General features: G+C 71.5%; 15 protein-coding genes and 1 tRNA gene. 12 read left to right on the top strand and 4 right to left on the bottom strand.

Annotation, left to right across the window (positions count from 1 at the left end):
• The first annotated feature begins 131 nt into the window (after window positions 1-131).
• From EDF28_RS11505 to EDF28_RS11485, 5 genes are read left to right on the top strand one after another with little or no spacing between them, the layout of a single operon-like run.
• On the top strand, window positions 132-1,250 hold the full coding sequence (locus EDF28_RS11505; RefSeq protein ID WP_123938364.1) for an ABC transporter permease: 1,119 nt from the start codon (window positions 132-134) through the stop codon (window positions 1,248-1,250).
• A complete protein-coding gene (locus EDF28_RS11500) occupies window positions 1,247-1,948 on the top strand; it encodes an ABC transporter ATP-binding protein (RefSeq protein WP_123291857.1) in 702 nt (233 codons plus the stop codon). Before EDF28_RS11505 ends, EDF28_RS11500 begins: the two co-directional genes overlap by 4 nt.
• A 10-nt stretch (window positions 1,949-1,958) precedes the next feature.
• On the top strand, window positions 1,959-2,681 hold the full coding sequence (locus EDF28_RS11495; RefSeq protein ID WP_123938363.1) for an MSMEG_4193 family putative phosphomutase: 723 nt from the start codon (window positions 1,959-1,961) through the stop codon (window positions 2,679-2,681).
• Between the two features lie 33 nt (window positions 2,682-2,714).
• Complete coding sequence (locus EDF28_RS11490) at window positions 2,715-3,242, top strand: DUF3090 domain-containing protein (RefSeq protein ID WP_123291859.1); 528 nt, start codon at window positions 2,715-2,717, stop codon at window positions 3,240-3,242.
• Window positions 3,239-3,997, top strand: coding sequence for an SCO1664 family protein (locus EDF28_RS11485; RefSeq protein ID WP_123291860.1), 759 nt, complete (start codon window positions 3,239-3,241; stop codon window positions 3,995-3,997). The genes EDF28_RS11490 and EDF28_RS11485 overlap by 4 nt, the downstream gene beginning before the upstream one ends.
• Before the next feature lie 363 nt (window positions 3,998-4,360).
• On the opposite strand, the gene EDF28_RS11480 is transcribed toward EDF28_RS11485, so the two are convergent.
• Both EDF28_RS11480 and EDF28_RS11475 read right to left on the bottom strand, forming a co-directional pair.
• Window positions 4,361-6,379, bottom strand: a complete 2,019-nt coding sequence (locus EDF28_RS11480) for a VWA domain-containing protein (RefSeq protein ID WP_185094222.1) — start codon at window positions 6,377-6,379, stop codon at window positions 4,361-4,363.
• Window positions 6,372-7,757 (bottom strand): AAA family ATPase, encoded by a 1,386-nt coding sequence (locus tag EDF28_RS11475; RefSeq protein WP_123291862.1) that lies wholly within the window; start codon window positions 7,755-7,757, stop codon window positions 6,372-6,374. The genes EDF28_RS11480 and EDF28_RS11475 overlap by 8 nt, the downstream gene beginning before the upstream one ends.
• 284 nt (window positions 7,758-8,041) lie before the next feature.
• On the opposite strand from EDF28_RS11475, the gene EDF28_RS11470 reads away from it, so the two are divergent.
• The 4 genes from EDF28_RS11470 (at window position 8,042) to EDF28_RS11455 (ending at window position 12,384) form a co-directional block, all read left to right on the top strand.
• Window positions 8,042-9,496: an MFS transporter gene (locus EDF28_RS11470; protein WP_311316753.1), complete on the top strand. Its 1,455-nt coding sequence runs from the start codon at window positions 8,042-8,044 to the stop codon at window positions 9,494-9,496.
• A 170-nt stretch (window positions 9,497-9,666) separates the two neighbouring features.
• Window positions 9,667-10,347, top strand: a complete 681-nt coding sequence (locus EDF28_RS11465; protein WP_123938362.1) for a GntR family transcriptional regulator — start codon at window positions 9,667-9,669, stop codon at window positions 10,345-10,347.
• 293 nt (window positions 10,348-10,640) lie between these two features.
• Window positions 10,641-11,831: an LCP family protein gene (locus EDF28_RS11460; RefSeq protein WP_260154915.1), complete on the top strand. Its 1,191-nt coding sequence runs from the start codon at window positions 10,641-10,643 to the stop codon at window positions 11,829-11,831.
• 464 nt (window positions 11,832-12,295) lie between these two features.
• Window positions 12,296-12,384, top strand: a tRNA-Ser gene (locus EDF28_RS11455).
• Between the two features lie 141 nt (window positions 12,385-12,525).
• On the opposite strand, the gene EDF28_RS11450 is transcribed toward EDF28_RS11455, so the two are convergent.
• Window positions 12,526-13,722: an MFS transporter gene (locus EDF28_RS11450; RefSeq protein ID WP_123938360.1), complete on the bottom strand. Its 1,197-nt coding sequence runs from the start codon at window positions 13,720-13,722 to the stop codon at window positions 12,526-12,528.
• 171 nt (window positions 13,723-13,893) lie between these two features.
• Between EDF28_RS11450 and EDF28_RS11445 the strand changes: the two genes are divergently transcribed.
• Window positions 13,894-14,343, top strand: a complete 450-nt coding sequence (locus EDF28_RS11445; RefSeq protein ID WP_123938359.1) for a MarR family winged helix-turn-helix transcriptional regulator — start codon at window positions 13,894-13,896, stop codon at window positions 14,341-14,343.
• 64 nt (window positions 14,344-14,407) lie between these two features.
• On the opposite strand, the gene EDF28_RS11440 is transcribed toward EDF28_RS11445, so the two are convergent.
• On the bottom strand, window positions 14,408-15,409 hold the full coding sequence (locus EDF28_RS11440) for a LacI family DNA-binding transcriptional regulator (RefSeq protein ID WP_123938358.1): 1,002 nt from the start codon (window positions 15,407-15,409) through the stop codon (window positions 14,408-14,410).
• Between the two features lie 97 nt (window positions 15,410-15,506).
• On the opposite strand from EDF28_RS11440, the gene EDF28_RS11435 reads away from it, so the two are divergent.
• Entirely contained in the window at window positions 15,507-16,727 is a 1,221-nt protein-coding gene (locus EDF28_RS11435) for a Gfo/Idh/MocA family protein (RefSeq protein ID WP_123938357.1), read from the top strand.
• Complete coding sequence (locus EDF28_RS11430; RefSeq protein WP_123938356.1) at window positions 16,724-17,728, top strand: sugar phosphate isomerase/epimerase; 1,005 nt, start codon at window positions 16,724-16,726, stop codon at window positions 17,726-17,728. The genes EDF28_RS11435 and EDF28_RS11430 overlap by 4 nt, the downstream gene beginning before the upstream one ends.
• Window positions 17,729-17,828 lie beyond the last annotated feature (100 nt).

The raw sequence follows: 17,828 nt of genomic DNA, 5'->3' as shown, positions 1-17,828 counted from the left end.
GGCACCGGCCGGTGGGGATCAACCGAAAGTTCGATCGGAGGACCGAACCCTCCGGCGATGCCGGGTGGGAGCACCGCGGCGAGGCTGGGAGTCGTGGTCGTGGAAGGTCTGCGACCCGGGAAGGGAACACCGTGTTCGTCGCTTGGCGCGATCTCCGGTTCGCCCGTGGCCGGTTCGTCCTCATCGGCTCCGTCGTGGCGCTCATCACCCTGCTCGTCGGGTTCCTCGCCGGGCTCACCGGCGGGCTCGCGTCGCAGAACGTCTCGGCGGTGCTCGACCTGCCCGGCGACCGCCTGGTCCTGCAGCAGCCGTCCACCGGGCAGCCGTCGTTCGGCGACTCCACCATCGGGCAGCGGGCCGTGGACGGCTGGCAGGCGGCCCGCGGGGTCGACGACGTGGTGCCGGTGGGCATCGTCCAGGGCCGGGCGACGGCACCTGGCGCGGGGTCCGGCGCTGCGGGGTCGGGCGCTGCGGGGTCGGGCGCGGCCGTCGGCGTCGCGCTGGTCGGGCTGCCGACGGGAGCACGGTCGACCCCCGTCACCGATATCGCACCCGGTCGCGACGACCAGGTCGGGCTGTCGTCCGGTGCTGCGGCCGACCTCGGCGTGCAGGTCGGCGACCGCATCACCGTCACCGGGACGGACTACCGCGTCGCCGTCGTCGGCGGCGACGCCTGGTACAGCCACACACCGGTGCTCGCCATGACCCCGGAGGCGTGGGCCGCGGCCGACCGGCGGCTCGGCGGCGACGGCGCGCCGACCGTCCTGGCCGTCAGCGGCAGCCCGGACTGGGACGCCGTCGCAGCGTCCACCGGCACGTCCGCCGCGTCGCCGCTCGGGTCGCTGACCGCCCTCGAGACCTTCCGGTCCGAGATCGGGTCGCTCGGCCTGATGATCGTCATGCTCTTCGGGGTGTCCGCGCTCGTCGTCGGGGCGTTCTTCACGGTCTGGACCATGCAGCGGGCCGGCGACGTCGCCGTGCTCAAGGCCCTCGGCGCGAGCACCGGATCACTCGTCCGCGATGCGCTCGGACAGGCGCTCGTCGTGCTCGTCCTGGGGATCGGCGTCGGGATGCTGGCCGTCGTCGGACTCGGCGCGCTCGCCGGCGGTGCACTGCCGTTCCTGCTCAGCCCGGTCACCACCGTCGTGCCGGCCGCCGCGATGGCCGTCCTCGGACTCGCCGGCGCCGCCGTCGCGCTCCGCACCGTCACCTCCGCCGACCCCCTCACCGCCCTCGGGAGCAACCGATGATCACCCTCGACGACGTCACCCTGACCTTCCCCGACGGCGACCGGCGGATCACCGCGGTCGACCACGTGTCCCTCGTCGCCCGGCCCGGCGTCGTGACCGGCATCACCGGCCCCTCCGGATCGGGCAAGTCGTCGCTGCTCGCCGTCGCCGCGACGCTCATCCGGCCGGACTCCGGTCGGGTGCTCATCGGCGACGTCGACGCGGCCGCGCTGTCCCGGGACGAAGCCACCGCCCTGCGGCGTGCGCACATCGGGATCGTGTTCCAGCAGTCGAACCTGCTGCCGTCGCTGACCGCACGGGAGCAGGTGCTCGTGATGGCGCACCTCGGCGGCCGGCACCCCGCCGGAGGTCGTCGCGCGGGAGGGCTCCGGGACCGGGCCGACGACCTGCTGGACGCCGTGGGGCTGTCCGACCACCTGGACAAGCGGCCGGCGCAGCTGTCCGGCGGGCAGCGGCAGCGCGTCGCGATCGCCCGGGCACTCGTGCACGAACCCGACGTCCTGCTCGTGGACGAACCGACGAGTGCGCTGGACCAGGAGCGCGGCGCGGCGATCATGGAGCTCATCGCCAAACTGACGCGCGAGCGGGACACCGCGACGATGCTGGTCACCCACGACCTGGTGCACCGCGGGACCCTCGACGAACTCGTCACGGTGGTGGACGGTCGGCTGGCCGGGGCGCCGGTGATCGCCGCCTAGGATCGGGCACATGGCGACCGTCCTCCTCGTCCGACACGGACGCACCACCGCGAACGCCACGGGCGTGCTCGCCGGACGCACCGCCGGCGTGCGACTCGACGCCGTCGGCCGGAAGCAGGCCGACCGCACCGCGGAGCGCATCGCTGCCGTGCCAGTCGTCGCCGTCGTGTCGAGTCCGCTCGAGCGGTGCCGGCAGACGGCCCGGGCGATCCTGGAGCGACAGCCGGGCGACCCCGCGTCGGCCATCGAGCGGGCGATCACCGAGGCGGACTACGGCGAGTGGCAAGGGCGGAAGCTCGTCGACCTGGCGAAGGAGCCGCTCTGGCGGACGGTGCAGGCGAACCCGAGCGCCGTGGTGTTCCCCGGCGGCGAGTCCATGCAGACCATGCAGTCCCGGGCGGTGTCGGCCGTCCGGCGCATCGACGCCGAGGTCGAGGCGGAGCACGGGCCCGGAGCGGTCTGGGTCGCGGTGAGCCACGGAGACATCATCAAGTCCGTCCTGGCCGACGCGTTCGGCATGCACCTCGACCTGTTCCAGCGCATCGGGGTCGGGCCGGCGTCGGTGTCGGTCGTGCGGTACGGCGAGCACCGTCCCGAGGTGGTCGCGACGAACACCGAGTCCGGCGATCTCTCGTGGCTCGCGACCGCTCCGGCGCCCAGCGGGGACGCAGCGGTCGGCGGCGGGGCCGGACATCCGGAGGCCCCGTCCGAGGCAGGCCCTGCCAGACCCTGAACGGGCGCAGGCCCGCACTCCTACAATGCGGGTATGCCCTCCATCGTCCACGGCTTCGACTGGCCGGACCGCCTCGTCGTCGGCACCATCGGCCGTCCGGGCGAGCGCGCCTTCTACCTGCAGGCCCGCTCCGGCAAGCGCGTCACGAGCGTCGCCCTCGAGAAGGAACAGACCGCCGTGCTCGCCGAGAAGATCGACGAGCTGCTGGACGAGGTCGCCACGGTCGAGGCGAACCGCTTCAGCGTGCCGGACACCGCCCCCGTGGAGCTCCGCGACCCGGAACCGCTCGACCAGCCGGTGGAGCCCGAGTTCCGCGCCGGTGCCCTGAGCCTGGGCTTCGACCCGTCGACGGCGCAGGTGGTCATCGAGGCGTACCCGATCGACGACGACGTCGAGATCGTGTCCGAGGAGAGCGAGGACGGCCTCGAGATCGAGGCGGTCGTCGAGATCCCCGAACCCGACGAGCTCTTCCAGGTCAAGATCCCGGTCGGCACCGCACGCGCGTTCGTCGAACGCACCCGCGAGATCGTCGCCGCCGGCCGTCCGCCCGGCGACGCATGAGCGACGGCTCACTGAGCATCACGGCGCGGATCCGCGAGGCCTCGAACGCGACGTTCCTGGCCGAACTGGACGGTGAGGCGGTCGTGTACAAGCCGATCGAGGGGGAGCGCCCGCTCTGGGACTTCCCGGACGGCACGCTCGCCGGCCGCGAGGTCGCCGCGCACCTGGTGTCCGAGGCGTTCGGCTGGGGCATCGTGCCACCGACGTGGCTCGGTGACGGCCCGTTCGGCCCCGGCATGGTGCAGCGCTGGCAGACGATCGACCCGGACCAGGACGCCGTCGACCTCGTCACCCCCGAGGCCGCCGAGGCGGACGGTTCGCCGTGGCTGCCCGTCCTCGAGGCGATCGACGAGCACGACCAGCCGGTGACGCTCGTGCACGAGGACTCCGAGGCGTTGCGCCGCATGGCCGTCTTCGACGTCGTGGTGAACAACGCCGACCGCAAGGGCGGGCACGTGCTGGCGATGCCCGACGGACACCGGTTCGGTGTCGACCACGGGCTGGCCTTCCACGTCGAGCACAAGCTCCGCACGGTGCTGTGGGGCTGGATCGGTGAGCCGCTCGGGCCGGACGAACTCGAGGGGCTCGACCGGGTGTCGGAAGCGCTCCGCGGTGCCCTGGGCGACGAACTCGCCGAACACCTGACGCCGGAAGAAGTCGACACGGTGCGCGCGCGGTGTGCAGCGCTGCGGGCCGTCGGCATCTTCCCGCCACCGCCGGGGCACGGCCCCGCGGTGCCGTGGCCCTTGTTCTGACGCACCCGTCGTGAGCCGGCGCCCCGGCCTGGCCTGCCGTGGCGACCCCGGCCGGCCGTGGACACCCCGGTCCGGGACGGTGGGGCCCGTCGGGTCCGGACCCCACCGACCGGTCCGCGTCCGTGATCCGTGGACGCGGATACCCGTGGCGTCCGGTGGCGTGCGCCGTTGCACTCCGGGACCCCGCGGGAGTCGACCGGTCGAGAACGGATCAGGTGCACTCGGCCGACCGCTTCCGGCGCGCCGACGAGGTCAGCGCGGGAAGAACGATCACGGCGGCCGGGGTCTGGGGCAACTGTGGTGGCGCTCAGCATACGACTGCGGAACCCCGCGCAACAGCCCCTGTCGGGATCGACTCGGCGGCTAGTCGAACAACGACTGCCCGCCGCGGCGCGACCCCAGGTACGACCCCACGACGGCGACACCGAGGTCGTCGTTCTCCGGAGCGACGACCGAGCCGTCCACCCGCTTCGCCATCGCGTCGATGAACCGTGCGAGCCCCGGGTCGTCGCCGAGGCGGAAGAACGTCGTCTGGGCGCCGAGCCGACCGGCGTTCTCGAGCTCCCGAACGGTCAGTGCGATCGTCACGGGGTCCGGCGGGTAGTCGAACCACACCTGTCCGTTCGGCTCGAGGTGCGACGTCGGTTCCCCGTCGGTGACGATGAGCAGCACGGGTTGGGCGGTCGGGTGCTTCCGGAAGTGCCGGTTGGCGAGGAGCAGCGCGTGGTGCAGGTTCGTGCCCTTGTCCCACATCGCGTCGAGACCCACGAGCTGCTCGATGTCCACGACCTCGGCCTCGCGTCCGAACGCGATGAGCTGCAGGTCGTCGCCGCGGAACCGCGTCGAGACGAGCGTGTGCAGCGCCAGGGCCGTGCGCTTCATCGGCACCCAGCGGTCCTCCATCGCCATCGAGAACGACGTGTCGACGAGCAGTGCCACGCAGGCCTGTGTGCGGGACTCGGTCTCCTGCACCTCGACGTCGTCGATGGTCAGGCGGACGCCGGGGCCCACCCGCCCGTCGGCCGCGGTCCGGGTCTGCGCGTTCGTGATCGACCGGGTGACGTCCCACGGCTCGGTGTCGCCGTACGCCCACTGCCGGGTCGCGCCCGAGGGTTCGCCGGCCGCACCGGACTGCCGGATGTCGCGGGCACCCTGTCGGCCGGACATCCGCTCGGCGACGTCACGGAGCAGGCTCTTACCGAGCTGCCGCATGGCCTTCGGGGTGAGCCGGAGCTGCCCGTCGGCACCGCGGCGCATCGCCCCGGAGTTCCGCAGGGCCTTCTCGAGCTGCTGCAGGGTCCTGGCGTCCACGGCGGCCTCGGCGCCGAGCTGCCGGGTCAGGGCGTCGAGGTCCAGGTCGTCGAGCTCGGAGCCCGGTCCGGACTGGGCGAGTTGGTCGGCGAGGGCGTCGAGGTCGGCGATGTCCTGGAAGACCCCGGTCCCGTCGCCGAGTCCGAGCCCCTGGTCGCCCTCCATGCGCTCGGATCCGCCCCAGTCCTCACCGGGGCGGAGGGACCGCAGGTTGCCGTCGAGCTGGGACAGCTGCCCCATCAGGTCGGGGGAGCCGAAGGCCTGCTGGGCGAGGGCGTCGAGTTCGTCGCGCTGCTCCTCGGTCATCGAGTTCCGCATGCGCTGGGCGGCGGCGGCCCGTGCCGCGAGGTCGTCGAGCAGCTCGTCGACGTTCGCGGGGTTCGACGGGAAGTACTCCGCGTGCTCCGCCATGAACGCGTCGAACTGCTCCTGCGAGTCGGTGCCGGCGCGGTGGTCCTCGAGCAGCTGGTTGAGGTCCTGCATCATCGCGCTGACCGCGGCACGGTCTTCGTCCGTGGCCCCCTCGAGCGCCTGCTTCATGCCCGCGAAGCGCTGGTCGAGCACCTCGCGGCCGAGCAGGTCCTTGATCTCGTCGTACTTCTGCCGGGCCTCGCGGCTCGTCCAGTCGTACCCGCCGAGCTCCTGCACCGCGGCGGCCGGCGACGGGGACAGGCTGTCGAGCTGCATCTCGGCCAGGGCGCGGTCGCCGTCGTCGAGGTCCACGTTGCGTGCGAGTTCGCCGCGTTCGGCGCGGAGCGCCTGGTCGAGCAGTTCGCGGACCTGTTGCAGGGTGCCGTCGAGGTTGTTCTTCGCGGTGAGTTCCCGCCGCCGCTCCGCGACCTTGCGCGCGAGGTCGTCGAGTCCGCGCTGCGTCCGGCCACCACGGCGCAGGAACTCCCGCATGGCCCGCTCCGGTGAGGTGCCGGCCATCACGTCCTGCCCGATGGCGTCGAGTGCTTCGGCGAGGTCGGCGGGCGGCGCGAGCGGGTCCGGACCGTCGTGGTACTTCCCGTACAGCGCTGCGGCGCCGTACCGGGTGTCCCGCGTCAGTCGTCGGTTCTGCCTAGCCATAGACGGCTTCGCCCCCGCCGGACTCCTTGCTGATGCGGCGGGCGAGGAAGAGCCCCTCGAGCGCGAGTTCGATCGCACCCGCGCGCTCGCCGTCGTTCGTGGCACCGAGGCGTTCGCAGACCTGGTCGTACAGGTCGGACTCGCCGATCGACGGCAGCCCCTCGAGGAACGCCCGTGCGCCGACCTGTTCGCCCGTCGTCACCATCGTCCCTCCGTCGAGCGCCTCGACGAGCACCCCGAAGTCGAGTCCGCGGAACCGGGCACGCACCGTCTCGGCCGTGGCGGTCCGCAGCAGGTGCTCGAGGACCTCGTCCGCGCGGTCCTCTTCGCCGTTCTCGAACTCGATCTTGCCGCCGAGCACGTCGACCGCCGTCTCGAGGTCGATCGGTCGCGCGACGGCCTCCGGCTCGCCCTGGCGTGCTGCACGGTGCACGGCCGCCGCGGCGACCGTCTCGGCGCCGGCGATCGCGAACCGGGCGCTGACACCGCTGCGCTGGTCGACCGCGCTCGACCCGCGCAGGGCACGGGTGAAGCGGGCGAGGATCTCGACGATCGCGTCCGGCACCTCGGCGGTGAGCTGCGCCTCCTGCCGGATGACCGCGATCTCGTCCTCGAGTTCGATCGGGTAGTGGGTCCGGATCTCCGCGCCGAAGCGGTCCTTCAGCGGCGTGATGATCCGGCCGCGGTTCGTGTAGTCCTCCGGGTTCGCGCTGGCCACCACGAGCACGTCGAGGGGGAGTCGGAGCACGTAGCCACGGATCTGGACGTCGCGTTCCTCCATCACGTTGAGCATCGCCACCTGGATGCGTTCGGCGAGGTCCGGCAGCTCGTTGATCGCGACGATGCCGCGGTGGCCGCGGGGGACGAGTCCGAAGTGGATGGTCTCCGGGTCGCCCAGGCTGCGCCCCTCGGCGACCTTCATCGGGTCGACGTCGCCGATCAGGTCGGCGACGCTCGTGTCCGGCGTCGCGAGCTTCTCGACGTAGCGGTCGTCGCGGTGCCGCCACGAGATCGGCAGGGCATCGCCGAGGTCGTCGGCTCGGCGGGCGCTCGCGGTGGTGATGGGCTCGTAGGGGTGCTCGCCGAGCTCGGAGCCGGTGATCACAGGGGTCCACTCGTCGAGCAGGCCCTGCAGGGTGCGGAGCAGGCGGGTCTTGCCCTGGCCGCGCTCACCGAGCAGGACGACGTCGTGTCCGGCGATCAGGGCACGTTCGAGTTGCGGGATCACGGTCGTCTCGAACCCGTGCAGGCCGGGCCAGGGGTCGTCTCCCGCGCGCAGCGCGGTGAGCAGGTTGTCGCGGATCTCGGCGCGGACCGTCTTCTGGACGTGGCCAGAAGTGCGGAGCTCGCCGACCGTGCGGATGTCGGGTCGGGTCACCGCTTCGACGCTACGCCGCGATCGCGAAAGCGACCGGAAGGCGGACGGGAGGCCCGTGGCGGGCCCGCCCCGTCCTCCCTCGCAGGCTCGGTCGGCGCGCCCCGCGCAACGCTTCGCGTTGCCGCTGAGCGGGGCGCGCCCGTCCGCTTGTGGGTTTCCATAGCAACCGCAATGATTGAGGCTCCGGCATCGGAGCCGGATTCGATAGGGGGATCCGGCTCCGAGCCGGCCCCGTCGTACCGAATGTGAACCATCTCGCCGATCTCGGCGTAGGTTCCCCTCTCGTGAGCAGCACGAACGGGGCGATCAAGAGCCTGGTCCCCGCCAGGATGGACAGACTGCCGTGGACGAGGTTCCACTGGAGTGTCGTCGTCGGACTCGGGGTCTCCTGGATCCTGGACGGTCTGGAGATCCAGATCGTCTCCAACGCCGGCTTCCAGGCCGACCTGAACCTGTCGACGCAACAGGTGACCTCCCTCGGCACGATCTACCTGGTCGGCCAGGTGGTCGGAGCGCTGGTGTTCGGGCGCATGTCCGACCGGCTCGGGCGGCGCAAGCTCTTCATCCTGACGCTCGCGATCTACCTGATCGGCTCGGGCGTCGCCGGTCTCGCCCAGGACTTCTGGTTCCTGGCCGCGTTCCGGTTCGTCGCCGGTCTCGGCATCGGCGGCGAGTACGCGGCGATCAACTCGGCGATCGACGAACTGATCCCCGCGAAGTACCGCGGCCACGTCGACATCGCCATCAACGGCACCTACTGGGGCGGCGCCGCGCTCGGCGCCTTCGCGAACATCTACCTGCTCGACACGGCCAACTTCTCGGAGAGCATCGGCTGGCGCATCGGCTTCTTCCTCGGCCCGGTGCTCGGCATCGCGATCATCTTCCTGCGGCGGCACATCCCCGAGAGTCCGCGCTGGCTCATGACCCACGGGCGCGAGGAAGAGGCCGAAGCGACCGTCACCCAGATCGAGGAGGCGGTCGAGAAGTCCACGGGCAAGCGGCTGCCGGACGTCGACGAGTCGAAGGCCATGACCGTCACGCCGACCGACCGCGTCGGGTTCCTGACCATCGCGCGCGTGCTGCTCAAGCAGTACCCGACGCGCACCCTGGTCGGTGCGTCGATGATGATCACGCAGGCGTTCCTCTACAACGCGATCTTCTTCACCTACGCGCTCGTCCTGACGAACTTCTTCGGCCTGAAGACCGCGCAGACGTCGATCTACTTCTTCCCGTTCGCGATCGGGAACCTGCTCGGACCGATCATCCTCGGTCGGTTCTTCGACACGTGGGGCCGTCGGCAGATGATCTTCCTGACGTACCTGGTGTCGGGGCTCGTCCTGGCGACCTCGGCGTTCCTCTTCCGCGCCGACGCGATCTCGGCGACGGTGCAGGTGGCCTTCTGGTGCGTGTCGTTCTTCTTCGCTTCCGCCGGTGCCTCGAGCGCGTACCTGACGGTCAGCGAGATCTTCCCCCTCGAGCTGCGGTCGCAGGCCATCTCGTACTTCTTCGCGCTCGCGCAGGTCTTCGGTGCGGTCGCACCGCTGATCTACGGTGCCTTCATCGGGGACGGGTCCTCGCGTGAACCGCTCTTCTGGGGGTACCTGCTCGGGTCTGCGGTGATGATCGGCGGTGGGGTGATAGCCCTGGTCTTCGGGGTCGATGCCGCACGGAAGGGGCTCGAGGACGTCACCCAGCCCCTGTCCGTCCTGACCGGGGACGCGGAACAGCAGCGACGCTGAACAGCAACGGCGGCCATGCAACATTCTGTATTCAGAGTGTTTAGCACGGCCGTCGTCGTGGTGTCACGGTGCTGGCATGGCACTCCTCCACAGCGCGACACCCACCACGACGATCCACGACGGTGCCGGTGCGGTCGGCCAGGGTGACCGCCGTGCGTGAGGCTGGCGCGATGGAGCAGTCACCGATGCGTGTCGGCCGGGGCGACCGCGACCCCCACGGCCTCCGGCGCAGTCTGTTGCGCGACGCGGTCTTCCTCCGCCTGCTCGACAGCGTGCTGCGCGGCGAGTACCGCCGCGGGCAGCGCCTGCGCCTCGACACCATCGCCGAGGACATGCGGGTCTCCCGCACGCCGGTGCGCGAAGCCCTCGTCTCCCTCGAGTCCCATCAGCTCGTCACCGTGCAGCGGTACGTCGGCGTGGTGATCACGCAGTGGTCCGTCGGGCAGATGACCGAGCGCCTGCGCATCGCCCGGGCGCTGGTCGTCGACCCGCCGGTGAGCGGCACGGGCCACGACGACCGATTCGACCCGGCCTGGCTCCGCGAGTGCTGGACCGAAGCCGGGGCGTTCGTCGAACTCGCCGCGTGGTTCCTCCGGCGGCGCGGCGCCTCGGTCAGCGCCGACTGGATGCTGTCGCAGCGCACCGTGCTCGACACGTTCTTCACCGACGACATCGCACTGGCCAACGGGATCGACGCCGTGGTCGACCGGGCGCGGCGACTCGACCTCGTCGACCAGGCCGTGCGGGCAGCGGAGCGTGACGCGCTCGACGACTGCGCCGTGGTGCTGCTCGAGCTCGCGGCGGCGCTCATCGCCCTGCCGGACCGGTTCCGGGTGGCCGTGGCCTCCTGAGCCGTCCCGGCTGCGGGTTCGCACAGGTCGGCGCCACGGCGCACGGATCCGGGGGTCGACGGTGGCCCGGTGGGCTCGCTCCGACGTCGTTCGCACTGGATCGCCAGGGACCTCCGTGGCAGCCTTGACCGGTTGCCGCCCCGGCGCGTCCACCGACGACAGGAGAGCCCGTGAACGACGTCCGCGATCGCTCCCACCGACTCAACCGAGCCGACGGGATCGCACGGCACGGACGTCTCCGTCGTTCCGGACCCCTCCGGACCGTCGCTGCGCTGGTCGCGAGCGTGGCCGCAGTGGCGCTCGTCAGCACCGCCTCGGTCGCCGCGATCGCCGCGAAGCAGGTGACCGACGACCTCGGTGACGGCGTGCAGATCGAGGGGCAGCCCGCGCCGCGGTCGAACGGCACCAAGGCCCCGTCGCTCAGCGCGTACAAGGGCGGCTTCAACATGCTCGTCGTCGGGACGGACAACGACCCGGACCAGTCCGCGGAGTTCGGGGAGCGCGATGCCACGCTCAACGACGTCAACATCCTGCTCCACGTGTCGGCCGACCACACCAACGCGACCGCGGTGAGCATCCCCCGTGACCTCGTCACCCCGATCCCCGCGTGCAAGAAGACCGACGGCTCCGGGACCGCACCGGCCATGGCTGCGCAGCCGATCAACACCTCGTTCAGCGACGGCGGGCTGAACTGCGTGACCCAGACCGTGCAGGGGCTCACCGGCCTGGACATCCAGTACTCGGCCGCGGTCTCGTTCAACGGCGTCATCGAGATGTCGAACGCGATCGGTGGTGTGCCGGTCTGCGTGGCGCAGCCGATCGAGGACCCCTACACCGGGCTCGACCTGCCCGCCGGCACCTCGACCCTGCAGGGCGACGAAGCCCTCGCGTTCCTCCGGACCCGGCACGGCGTCGGTGACGGTTCCGACCTCGGCCGGATCTCGAGCCAGCAGGTGTTCCTGTCGTCGCTGCTCCGGACCGTGAAGTCGAACGACACCCTCACGTCGCCGCCCACCCTGTACAAGCTGGCCCGCGCCGCGGCGTCGAACATGCAGCTGTCCCAGAGCCTGAACGACATCGGGACGATGGTGCAGATGGGTCGGGCGCTGCAGGACCTCCCGCTGTCGCAGGTGAACTTCGTGCAGTACCCGGGCACGACCGGCGGGACCGGGGTCTACGCGGGCAAGGTCCAGCCGACGACGTACCTGGCCGACCAGTTGTTCGCGAAGATCAAGGCGGACCAGTCGTTCTCCCTGGGGGAGGACAGCACGGGCATCGGGTCCGAGGCGAACGCGGCGCCGTCGGAAGCGGCCTCGTCGCCGGCTGCTGCGGCGCCGTCGGCTCCGGCGTCCGCACCCGCGGCTGCTGCGCCGTCGTCGCCTGCCGCTGCTGCTCCGACTGCCTCCGCGACGCCGGAGACCATCGACGGGCTCGAGGGGCAGTCCGCCGACCAGGAAACGTGCTCCAAGGCCTTCGGCTACTGACCCGGCTGGGGCTCTGGGCCCGCCGGGCTCCCGCCCACGCGAAAGCGACAGTCTGCCGCCGAACATCGGCGGCACACTGTCGCGCTGACGGCACAGACCACGGGCCGTGCTGGGGCACTGTCGCTTTCGCGTACTGGTCGGCCGCCATGCCCGGACGCAGAAACGGGGGCGCGGTGGTGGACCGCGCCCCCGGAAGCCGCTCCCCGAGCGGGCGCCAGACAACCGGGCGCGCCGGGCCCGGCTCGGAGAGCGACGTCGGTGCTGTGTCGCGACTACGGGGACGAGCCCCGGAATGTGATCGCCGCGTCTCGATGATGCTATTCACCGGGGTACGTCGGGACAACCCCGAGGTGTCCCCACTTCGGGGGACCCGCGTTCTGCGACCGTGCCACGCGCGGGGTGCGGTCGGGTCGAGAGTGGCCCGGTCCTCCTGTATGGTGGTCGGAGCGCTCGCGAGAGTGCTTGGAGACGTCGCATAGTCCGGCCGAGTGCACCACCCTGCTAAGGTGGAGTCCCCTTTAGGGGACCGAGGGTTCAAATCCCTCCGTCTCCGCACTCCATGAAACCCCGGTCCGATCGGACCGGGGTTTCGTCGTCTCCGTGCTGGTCTGCACGCCGCGTGAACCAGGTTCCGGACACGGCACCGCGGAACGGCGTGGTGCTGTGTCCGGAACCAGGTTCTGCCGGGCTGCCGTCAGGCCGTCGCGATGCTCCCTGTCGAGGTCAGCTCGCCAGCGCCGCGCGAACGCCCACGCCGCACGGCACCCGTGGCGACGAGCGTCAGGGCCACGGCAGCCAGGGTGATCCCGGCGCCCGCCCAGATCGGCGAGGTGTAGCCGAGCCCGGCGGCGATGGTGAGCCCACCGATCCAGGCACCGAGCGCGTTGCCGAGGTTGAACGCCGCGATGTTCGCCCCGCTCGCCAGGGTCGGCGCGTGGTCCGCGTACTGCATCACGCGCGTCTGCAGGGCCGGCACGGTCGCGAACCCGAAGGCGCCCATGAGCACGAGCGCGATGACGGTCAGCACGGGCGAGGTCGCGACGAGGGCGAACAGCCCGAGCACCACGGTGAGGGCGACGAGCACGACGAGCAGGGTCCGGTCGATCGAGCGTGCGGCGAGCTTGCCGCCGACGAAGTTCCCGACGAACAGCCCGAGGCCGAACACCACGAGCAGCCACGGCACCGCCGAGGACGGGAAGCCGGACACCGAGGTCAGCGTGTACGCGATGTAGGTGAACGCCCCGAACATCCCGCCGTAGCCGAGCACGGTCATGCCGAGCGACAGCCACACCTGGCCGGAGCGGAAGACCCCGAGCTCGCGGGCCAGTGACGGGGTCTCGGTCTGACGGACGGCGGGGACGAGCACGAGGACGCCGACCAGGGCGACGACACCGATCGCGACGATGGCCCAGAAGGTCGAACGCCAGCCGAGCGCCTGGCCGAGGAACGTGCCGAACGGCACCCCGAGCACGTTCGACGCCGTCAGTCCCGTGAACATCAGGGCGACCGCGGAGGCACGCTTCGACCGTTCGACCATGTTCGCGGCGACGACGGAGCCGATGCCGAAGAACGCACCGTGGCACAGGGCGGCGATGACGCGTCCGGACATCATGACCTCGTAGGTCGGTGCGATCGCGGACAGCGTGTTGCCGACGATGAACAGCACGAGCAGCCCGAGCAGGACGGGCTTGCGGGGGAGTCGGGTCGTGGCTGCGGTCAGGCCGAGGGCGCCGACGATGACGGCGAGTGCGTAGCCGGTGACGAGCCAGCCGGCCGTGGTCTCGGTGACGCCGTAGTCGGCGGCGACCTCGGGCAGCAGGCCGGTGATGACGAACTCGGTCAGTCCGATGCCGAATCCGCCGAGTGCGAGGGCGATGAGTCCCGCGGGCATGGGGGTTCCTTCCGTTGTGCGGTGGCGCTGTGCCGCGTACGCTGGTTGTTGCAGACGCGCGGTATCGATAGTTGCACACGCGGGGTATCCGCGCAAGCAACTGCACGCGCCCGCAACGACCGCGGCGACCGACCGCGGCAACCGACCGCGCAACCGACCAGAAGGAGCCCGATGTCCGTCGACGACACCTCCACCGCCGTCCGCGCCCACGGCTGGCGCACCCTGGCGGCACTGCACGGCCTGATCGAGACGCGACTCGAGCGCGCACTGCGCGACGTCGACCTGTCCGTGGTCGAGTACACCGTGCTCGATGCGCTGCGCCGGCAGGACGGCTTCCACATGCGCATGCAGCAGCTCGCCCGCGCAGCTGCCCTCAGCCCGAGCGCCACGACCCGGCTGGTCAACCGACTCGAGGAACGTGCGCTGCTCACCCGCGTGCTCTGCGCCGACGACCGCCGCGGGCTCTACACCGAGCTCACCCACGCCGGTCAGCGGCTGCTCGACGCGGCCACGCCGATCCACGCCGCTGCGCTCGAGGGGGCGCTCGCCGAAGCGCGCGAGGTCCCGGAACTCGAAGAACTCGCGGTCTCGGTCGACCGGCTCGAGGGTGCCACGGTCTGATCCGTCGGCCGGGAGGCCCGGCGCACCACCGCCCCGCGTGCTGCGGTCGGTGGGTGGCTGCGTCTCAGGCCCGCGGCGGCCCCGTCGTGGACCGCACGACGAGCGTCGGCGGCACGAGCGTCCGGATGGGATCCGCTGGATCCCCGGCGGTCGCGCCGATGCGGTCGATCAACCGCGCGGTCGCGAGCCGCCCGACCTCGTCGTTGTGCGGGTCGACCGTGGTCAGGCGCAGCAGGGGTGAGGCGGCGAGCGGGGTCTCGTCGTTGCCGACCACCGAGACGTCCTCGGGGACCCGGAGTCCGGCTTCGCGCACGGCGGCGATCGCGCCCATCGCCATGACGTCGTTCGCGGCGAACACCGCCGTCAGGTCCGGGTGGTCCCGCAGTGCGCGGCGGGTGCCCTCGTACCCGGTCGTCTCGGACGTCGGGCCGTCGCCGTAGACCAGCGGCGCGATGCCGGACGCGACCATCCGCGCGACGGTGCCCTCGCGGCGGACCGCAGCCGGGCCTCCTGAACCCGTGACGTGGACGATGCGGCGGTGACCGAGTCCGATCAGGTGATCCGCTGCCAACCGGCCGCCGGCGGCCTCGTCCGAGGCGACGACGTCGAGCCCGGCGGGCACGTCGGCGCGGGCGCCGGCGACGACGACGGGGGTGTCGGCCGGCACGACGAGGTCGGGGAAGCCCTCGGCGGCGAGGACGACGCCGTCGACCCGTAGCGAGACGAGGTCGTCGAACGGCGAGGAGTCGAGGTGGGCGTTCGCTCGGGTGTCCGCCAGGGTGAGTCGCAGGCCGTGCGGTGCGAGCGCGTCGCGGATGCCGTCGAGCAGGGGGACGAACCACGGGTTGCGGAAGTCGTCGACGATGACGCCGACGGTGCGGGTCCGGGTGCCGGCGAGGATCGCGGCGGCGCGGTTGGGGCGGTAGCCGAGCTCGGCGGCGGCCGCGAGCACGGCCGAGCGGCGTGCGTCGGAGACACCCGGGTCGTCGCGGAGCACCATCGAGACGAGTGACTTCGAGACGCCGGCACGGGTCGCGACGTCGATGATCGTCGGGGGTCGTGACACGCGGCTCCTTGACAGGACATGGGGTGGTCGGGCTACAGTCTACCGACACGTTCTGGAACGTTCCAGAATTGGCACCGGACTTCTCGAAGGAGAGAACATGAGCGACAGCATCGGCGTCGCCGTCATCGGGGCGGGCATGGCGGGCAAGGCCCACATGGCCGCGTGGCGGAACGCACCCTCACTCTTCGCCCCGACGCTGCCGCCCGTGCGGCTCGTGTCGATCGGCGACGTGTACGAGCCGTTGGCGGCCGAGGCTGCGCAGCGCTTCGGCTACGCCCGCCACGACACGGACTGGCGAGCCATCGCCGAGGCCGACGACATCGACGTCGTGAGCGTCGTCGTCGCGAACAAGCTGCACCGCGAGATCGTCGAGGGGCTGTTGGCCGCCGGCAAGCACGTCCTGTGCGAGAAGCCGCTGTCGGACTCGCTCGAGGACGCACGGGCGATGGCCACCGCGGCCACCGAGGCATCGCAGCGCGGGCTCGTCGCCCGCGTCGGCTTCACCTACCGCCGCGCCCCTGGCCTCGCCGCGATCAAGCAGCTCGTCGAGGACGGCACGCTCGGCCGTGTCCTGCACGTCTCCGCCCGTTACTGGACCGACTACGGCTCGTCGCCCGACGTGCCCTTCTCGTGGCGCTTCGCGGGTGCCCCCGGCACCGGAGCCCTCGCCGACGTCGGCTCGCACCTGGCGTACGTGGCCGAGTTCCTGGCCGGCGAGGTGCAGAGCGTCAACGGCGGCATGTTCACGACCGCCATCACGAAGCGCCCGATCGCCGCCGGGTTCGCCCTGCGCGGGCAAGCCGTCCCGCTGACGGGTGAGTTCGCCGACGTCGAGAACGACGACTACGCCACCTTCAACGCACGCTTCGGTGACGGCTCCGTGGTGGGCTCGCTCGAGGTGTCCCGGGTCGCCACGGCGCACCCGAACGGCCTGGTCATCGAGGTCTTCTGCGAGAACGGTGCAGCGCGCTGGGACCAGGAGCGCGCCTCGGAGATCGGCCTCGCGCTGCAGTCCGACGGCTCCCGCCTCGGTGGCTACCGCCAGGTCGTCCTCGGCCCGGACCACCCCTACGTCGCCGGAGGCATGGCGATGGACGCGCCCGGTGTCGGCTGGGGACAGAACCAGATGTTCGAGTACCAGGCACGCGCGTTCCTCGACGAGGTCGCCGGCGTCGCGGACCCGCTCCCCGCCAACGCCACGTTCGACGACGGCGTGCACAACATGGAGATCCTCGACGCGGTGGCACGGTCCGCCGGGGCCGGTGGGGCCTCCCTCGACGTGCCGCCCGTCCGCACCACCGAAGGAGCGCACTCATGAAGCTCGGTCTGTACAACGCGATCTTCCACGACCGGCCGCTCGCCGACGCCCTGACGGCCATCGCGGGCAACGGCCTGACCGGCATCGAGCTGAACACCGGCGGGTTCCTGCCGCCGGTGCACGTGCCGGACATCGACGCGATCCTCGAGGACGACGCAGCACGTGACGCCTTCCTCGCCCGGTTCGAGGGCACCGGGGTGTCCATCGCCGGCCTGAACTGCAACGGCAACCCGCTGCACCCGGACCGAGCTATCGGCCAGGCCCACGCGGAGGACATCCGGCGCAGCATCCGCCTCGCCGCACGCCTCGGCCAGGACCGCGTCGTCACGATGTCCGGGCTGCCGGCCGGCGAGCCCGGCGGCACCCGACCGAACTGGATCGTGAACGCCTGGAACTCCGCCGCGCTCGACGTCATCGAGTACCAGTGGAGCGTCGCGGTGCCGTTCTGGCAGGAGATCGACGCCCTTGCGCGGGAGCACGGGGTCAAGGTCGCACTCGAGCTGCACCCGCAGAACGTGGTGTTCAACCCGGCGACGATCCGCGAGCTCGTAGAACGTGGTGGCCTGACGAACACCGGCGTCGAACTCGACGCGAGTCACCTGTTCTGGCAGCAGATGGACCCGGTGGCGGTCGTCCGCGACCTCGGCGACCTGGTCTTCCACGCCGCCGCGAAGGACGTCCGGATCAACCCGCACGCGGCGATCAACGGCGTGCTCGACAACTCGTTCCGTCGGCTGTCGCCGGACGAGCCGCGCACGAACCTCGGTGGCGACGAGTGGGCCAACGAGTGGCCGAAGCCGTCCGCGTGGGACTTCGTCGCGCTCGGCAAGGGTCACGACGAGGCGTACTGGTCGGCGTTCCTCGAGGCCCTGCGCGAGGTGGACCCGGACATGTGGGTCAACATCGAGCACGAGGACACCGAGCTCGGTCGCGAAGAAGGGGTCGCGGTCGCCGCGAAGGTCCTGCTCGCAGCCGACACGGCGCTCACGATGCGCGCGTGAGTCGCGTCTGAGACGCACCACGTGATCCGGACGGGAGGCCCGTGGGACGTGCGCTGATCGGCGCACGCTCCACGGGCCTCCCGTCCAGTGCGCATCGGTG

Origin of the sequence: Curtobacterium sp. PhB137, assembly GCF_003814955.1 — a bacterium.
In the GTDB taxonomy this organism is placed as follows: Bacteria; Actinomycetota; Actinomycetes; order Actinomycetales; family Microbacteriaceae; genus Curtobacterium.
This window is presented reverse-complemented; position numbering and strand designations above follow the sequence as displayed.

What these genes read in the sequence shown, in the direction of transcription:
- EDF28_RS11500 (WP_123291857.1), top strand. Translation starts at nt 1,247, where the DNA reads ATGATCACCCTCGACGACGTCACCCTGACCTTCCCCGACGGCGACCGG.
- EDF28_RS11495 (WP_123938363.1), top strand. Translation starts at nt 1,959, where the DNA reads ATGGCGACCGTCCTCCTCGTCCGACACGGACGCACCACCGCGAACGCC.
- EDF28_RS11490 (WP_123291859.1), top strand. Translation starts at nt 2,715, where the DNA reads ATGCCCTCCATCGTCCACGGCTTCGACTGGCCGGACCGCCTCGTCGTC.
- EDF28_RS11485 (WP_123291860.1), top strand. Translation starts at nt 3,239, where the DNA reads ATGAGCGACGGCTCACTGAGCATCACGGCGCGGATCCGCGAGGCCTCG.
- EDF28_RS11480 (WP_185094222.1), bottom strand. Translation starts at nt 6,379, where the DNA reads ATGGCTAGGCAGAACCGACGACTGACGCGGGACACCCGGTACGGCGCC.
- EDF28_RS11465 (WP_123938362.1), top strand. Translation starts at nt 9,667, where the DNA reads ATGGAGCAGTCACCGATGCGTGTCGGCCGGGGCGACCGCGACCCCCAC.
- EDF28_RS11450 (WP_123938360.1), bottom strand. Translation starts at nt 13,722, where the DNA reads ATGCCCGCGGGACTCATCGCCCTCGCACTCGGCGGATTCGGCATCGGA.
- EDF28_RS11445 (WP_123938359.1), top strand. Translation starts at nt 13,894, where the DNA reads ATGTCCGTCGACGACACCTCCACCGCCGTCCGCGCCCACGGCTGGCGC.
- EDF28_RS11435 (WP_123938357.1), top strand. Translation starts at nt 15,507, where the DNA reads ATGAGCGACAGCATCGGCGTCGCCGTCATCGGGGCGGGCATGGCGGGC.
- EDF28_RS11430 (WP_123938356.1), top strand. Translation starts at nt 16,724, where the DNA reads ATGAAGCTCGGTCTGTACAACGCGATCTTCCACGACCGGCCGCTCGCC.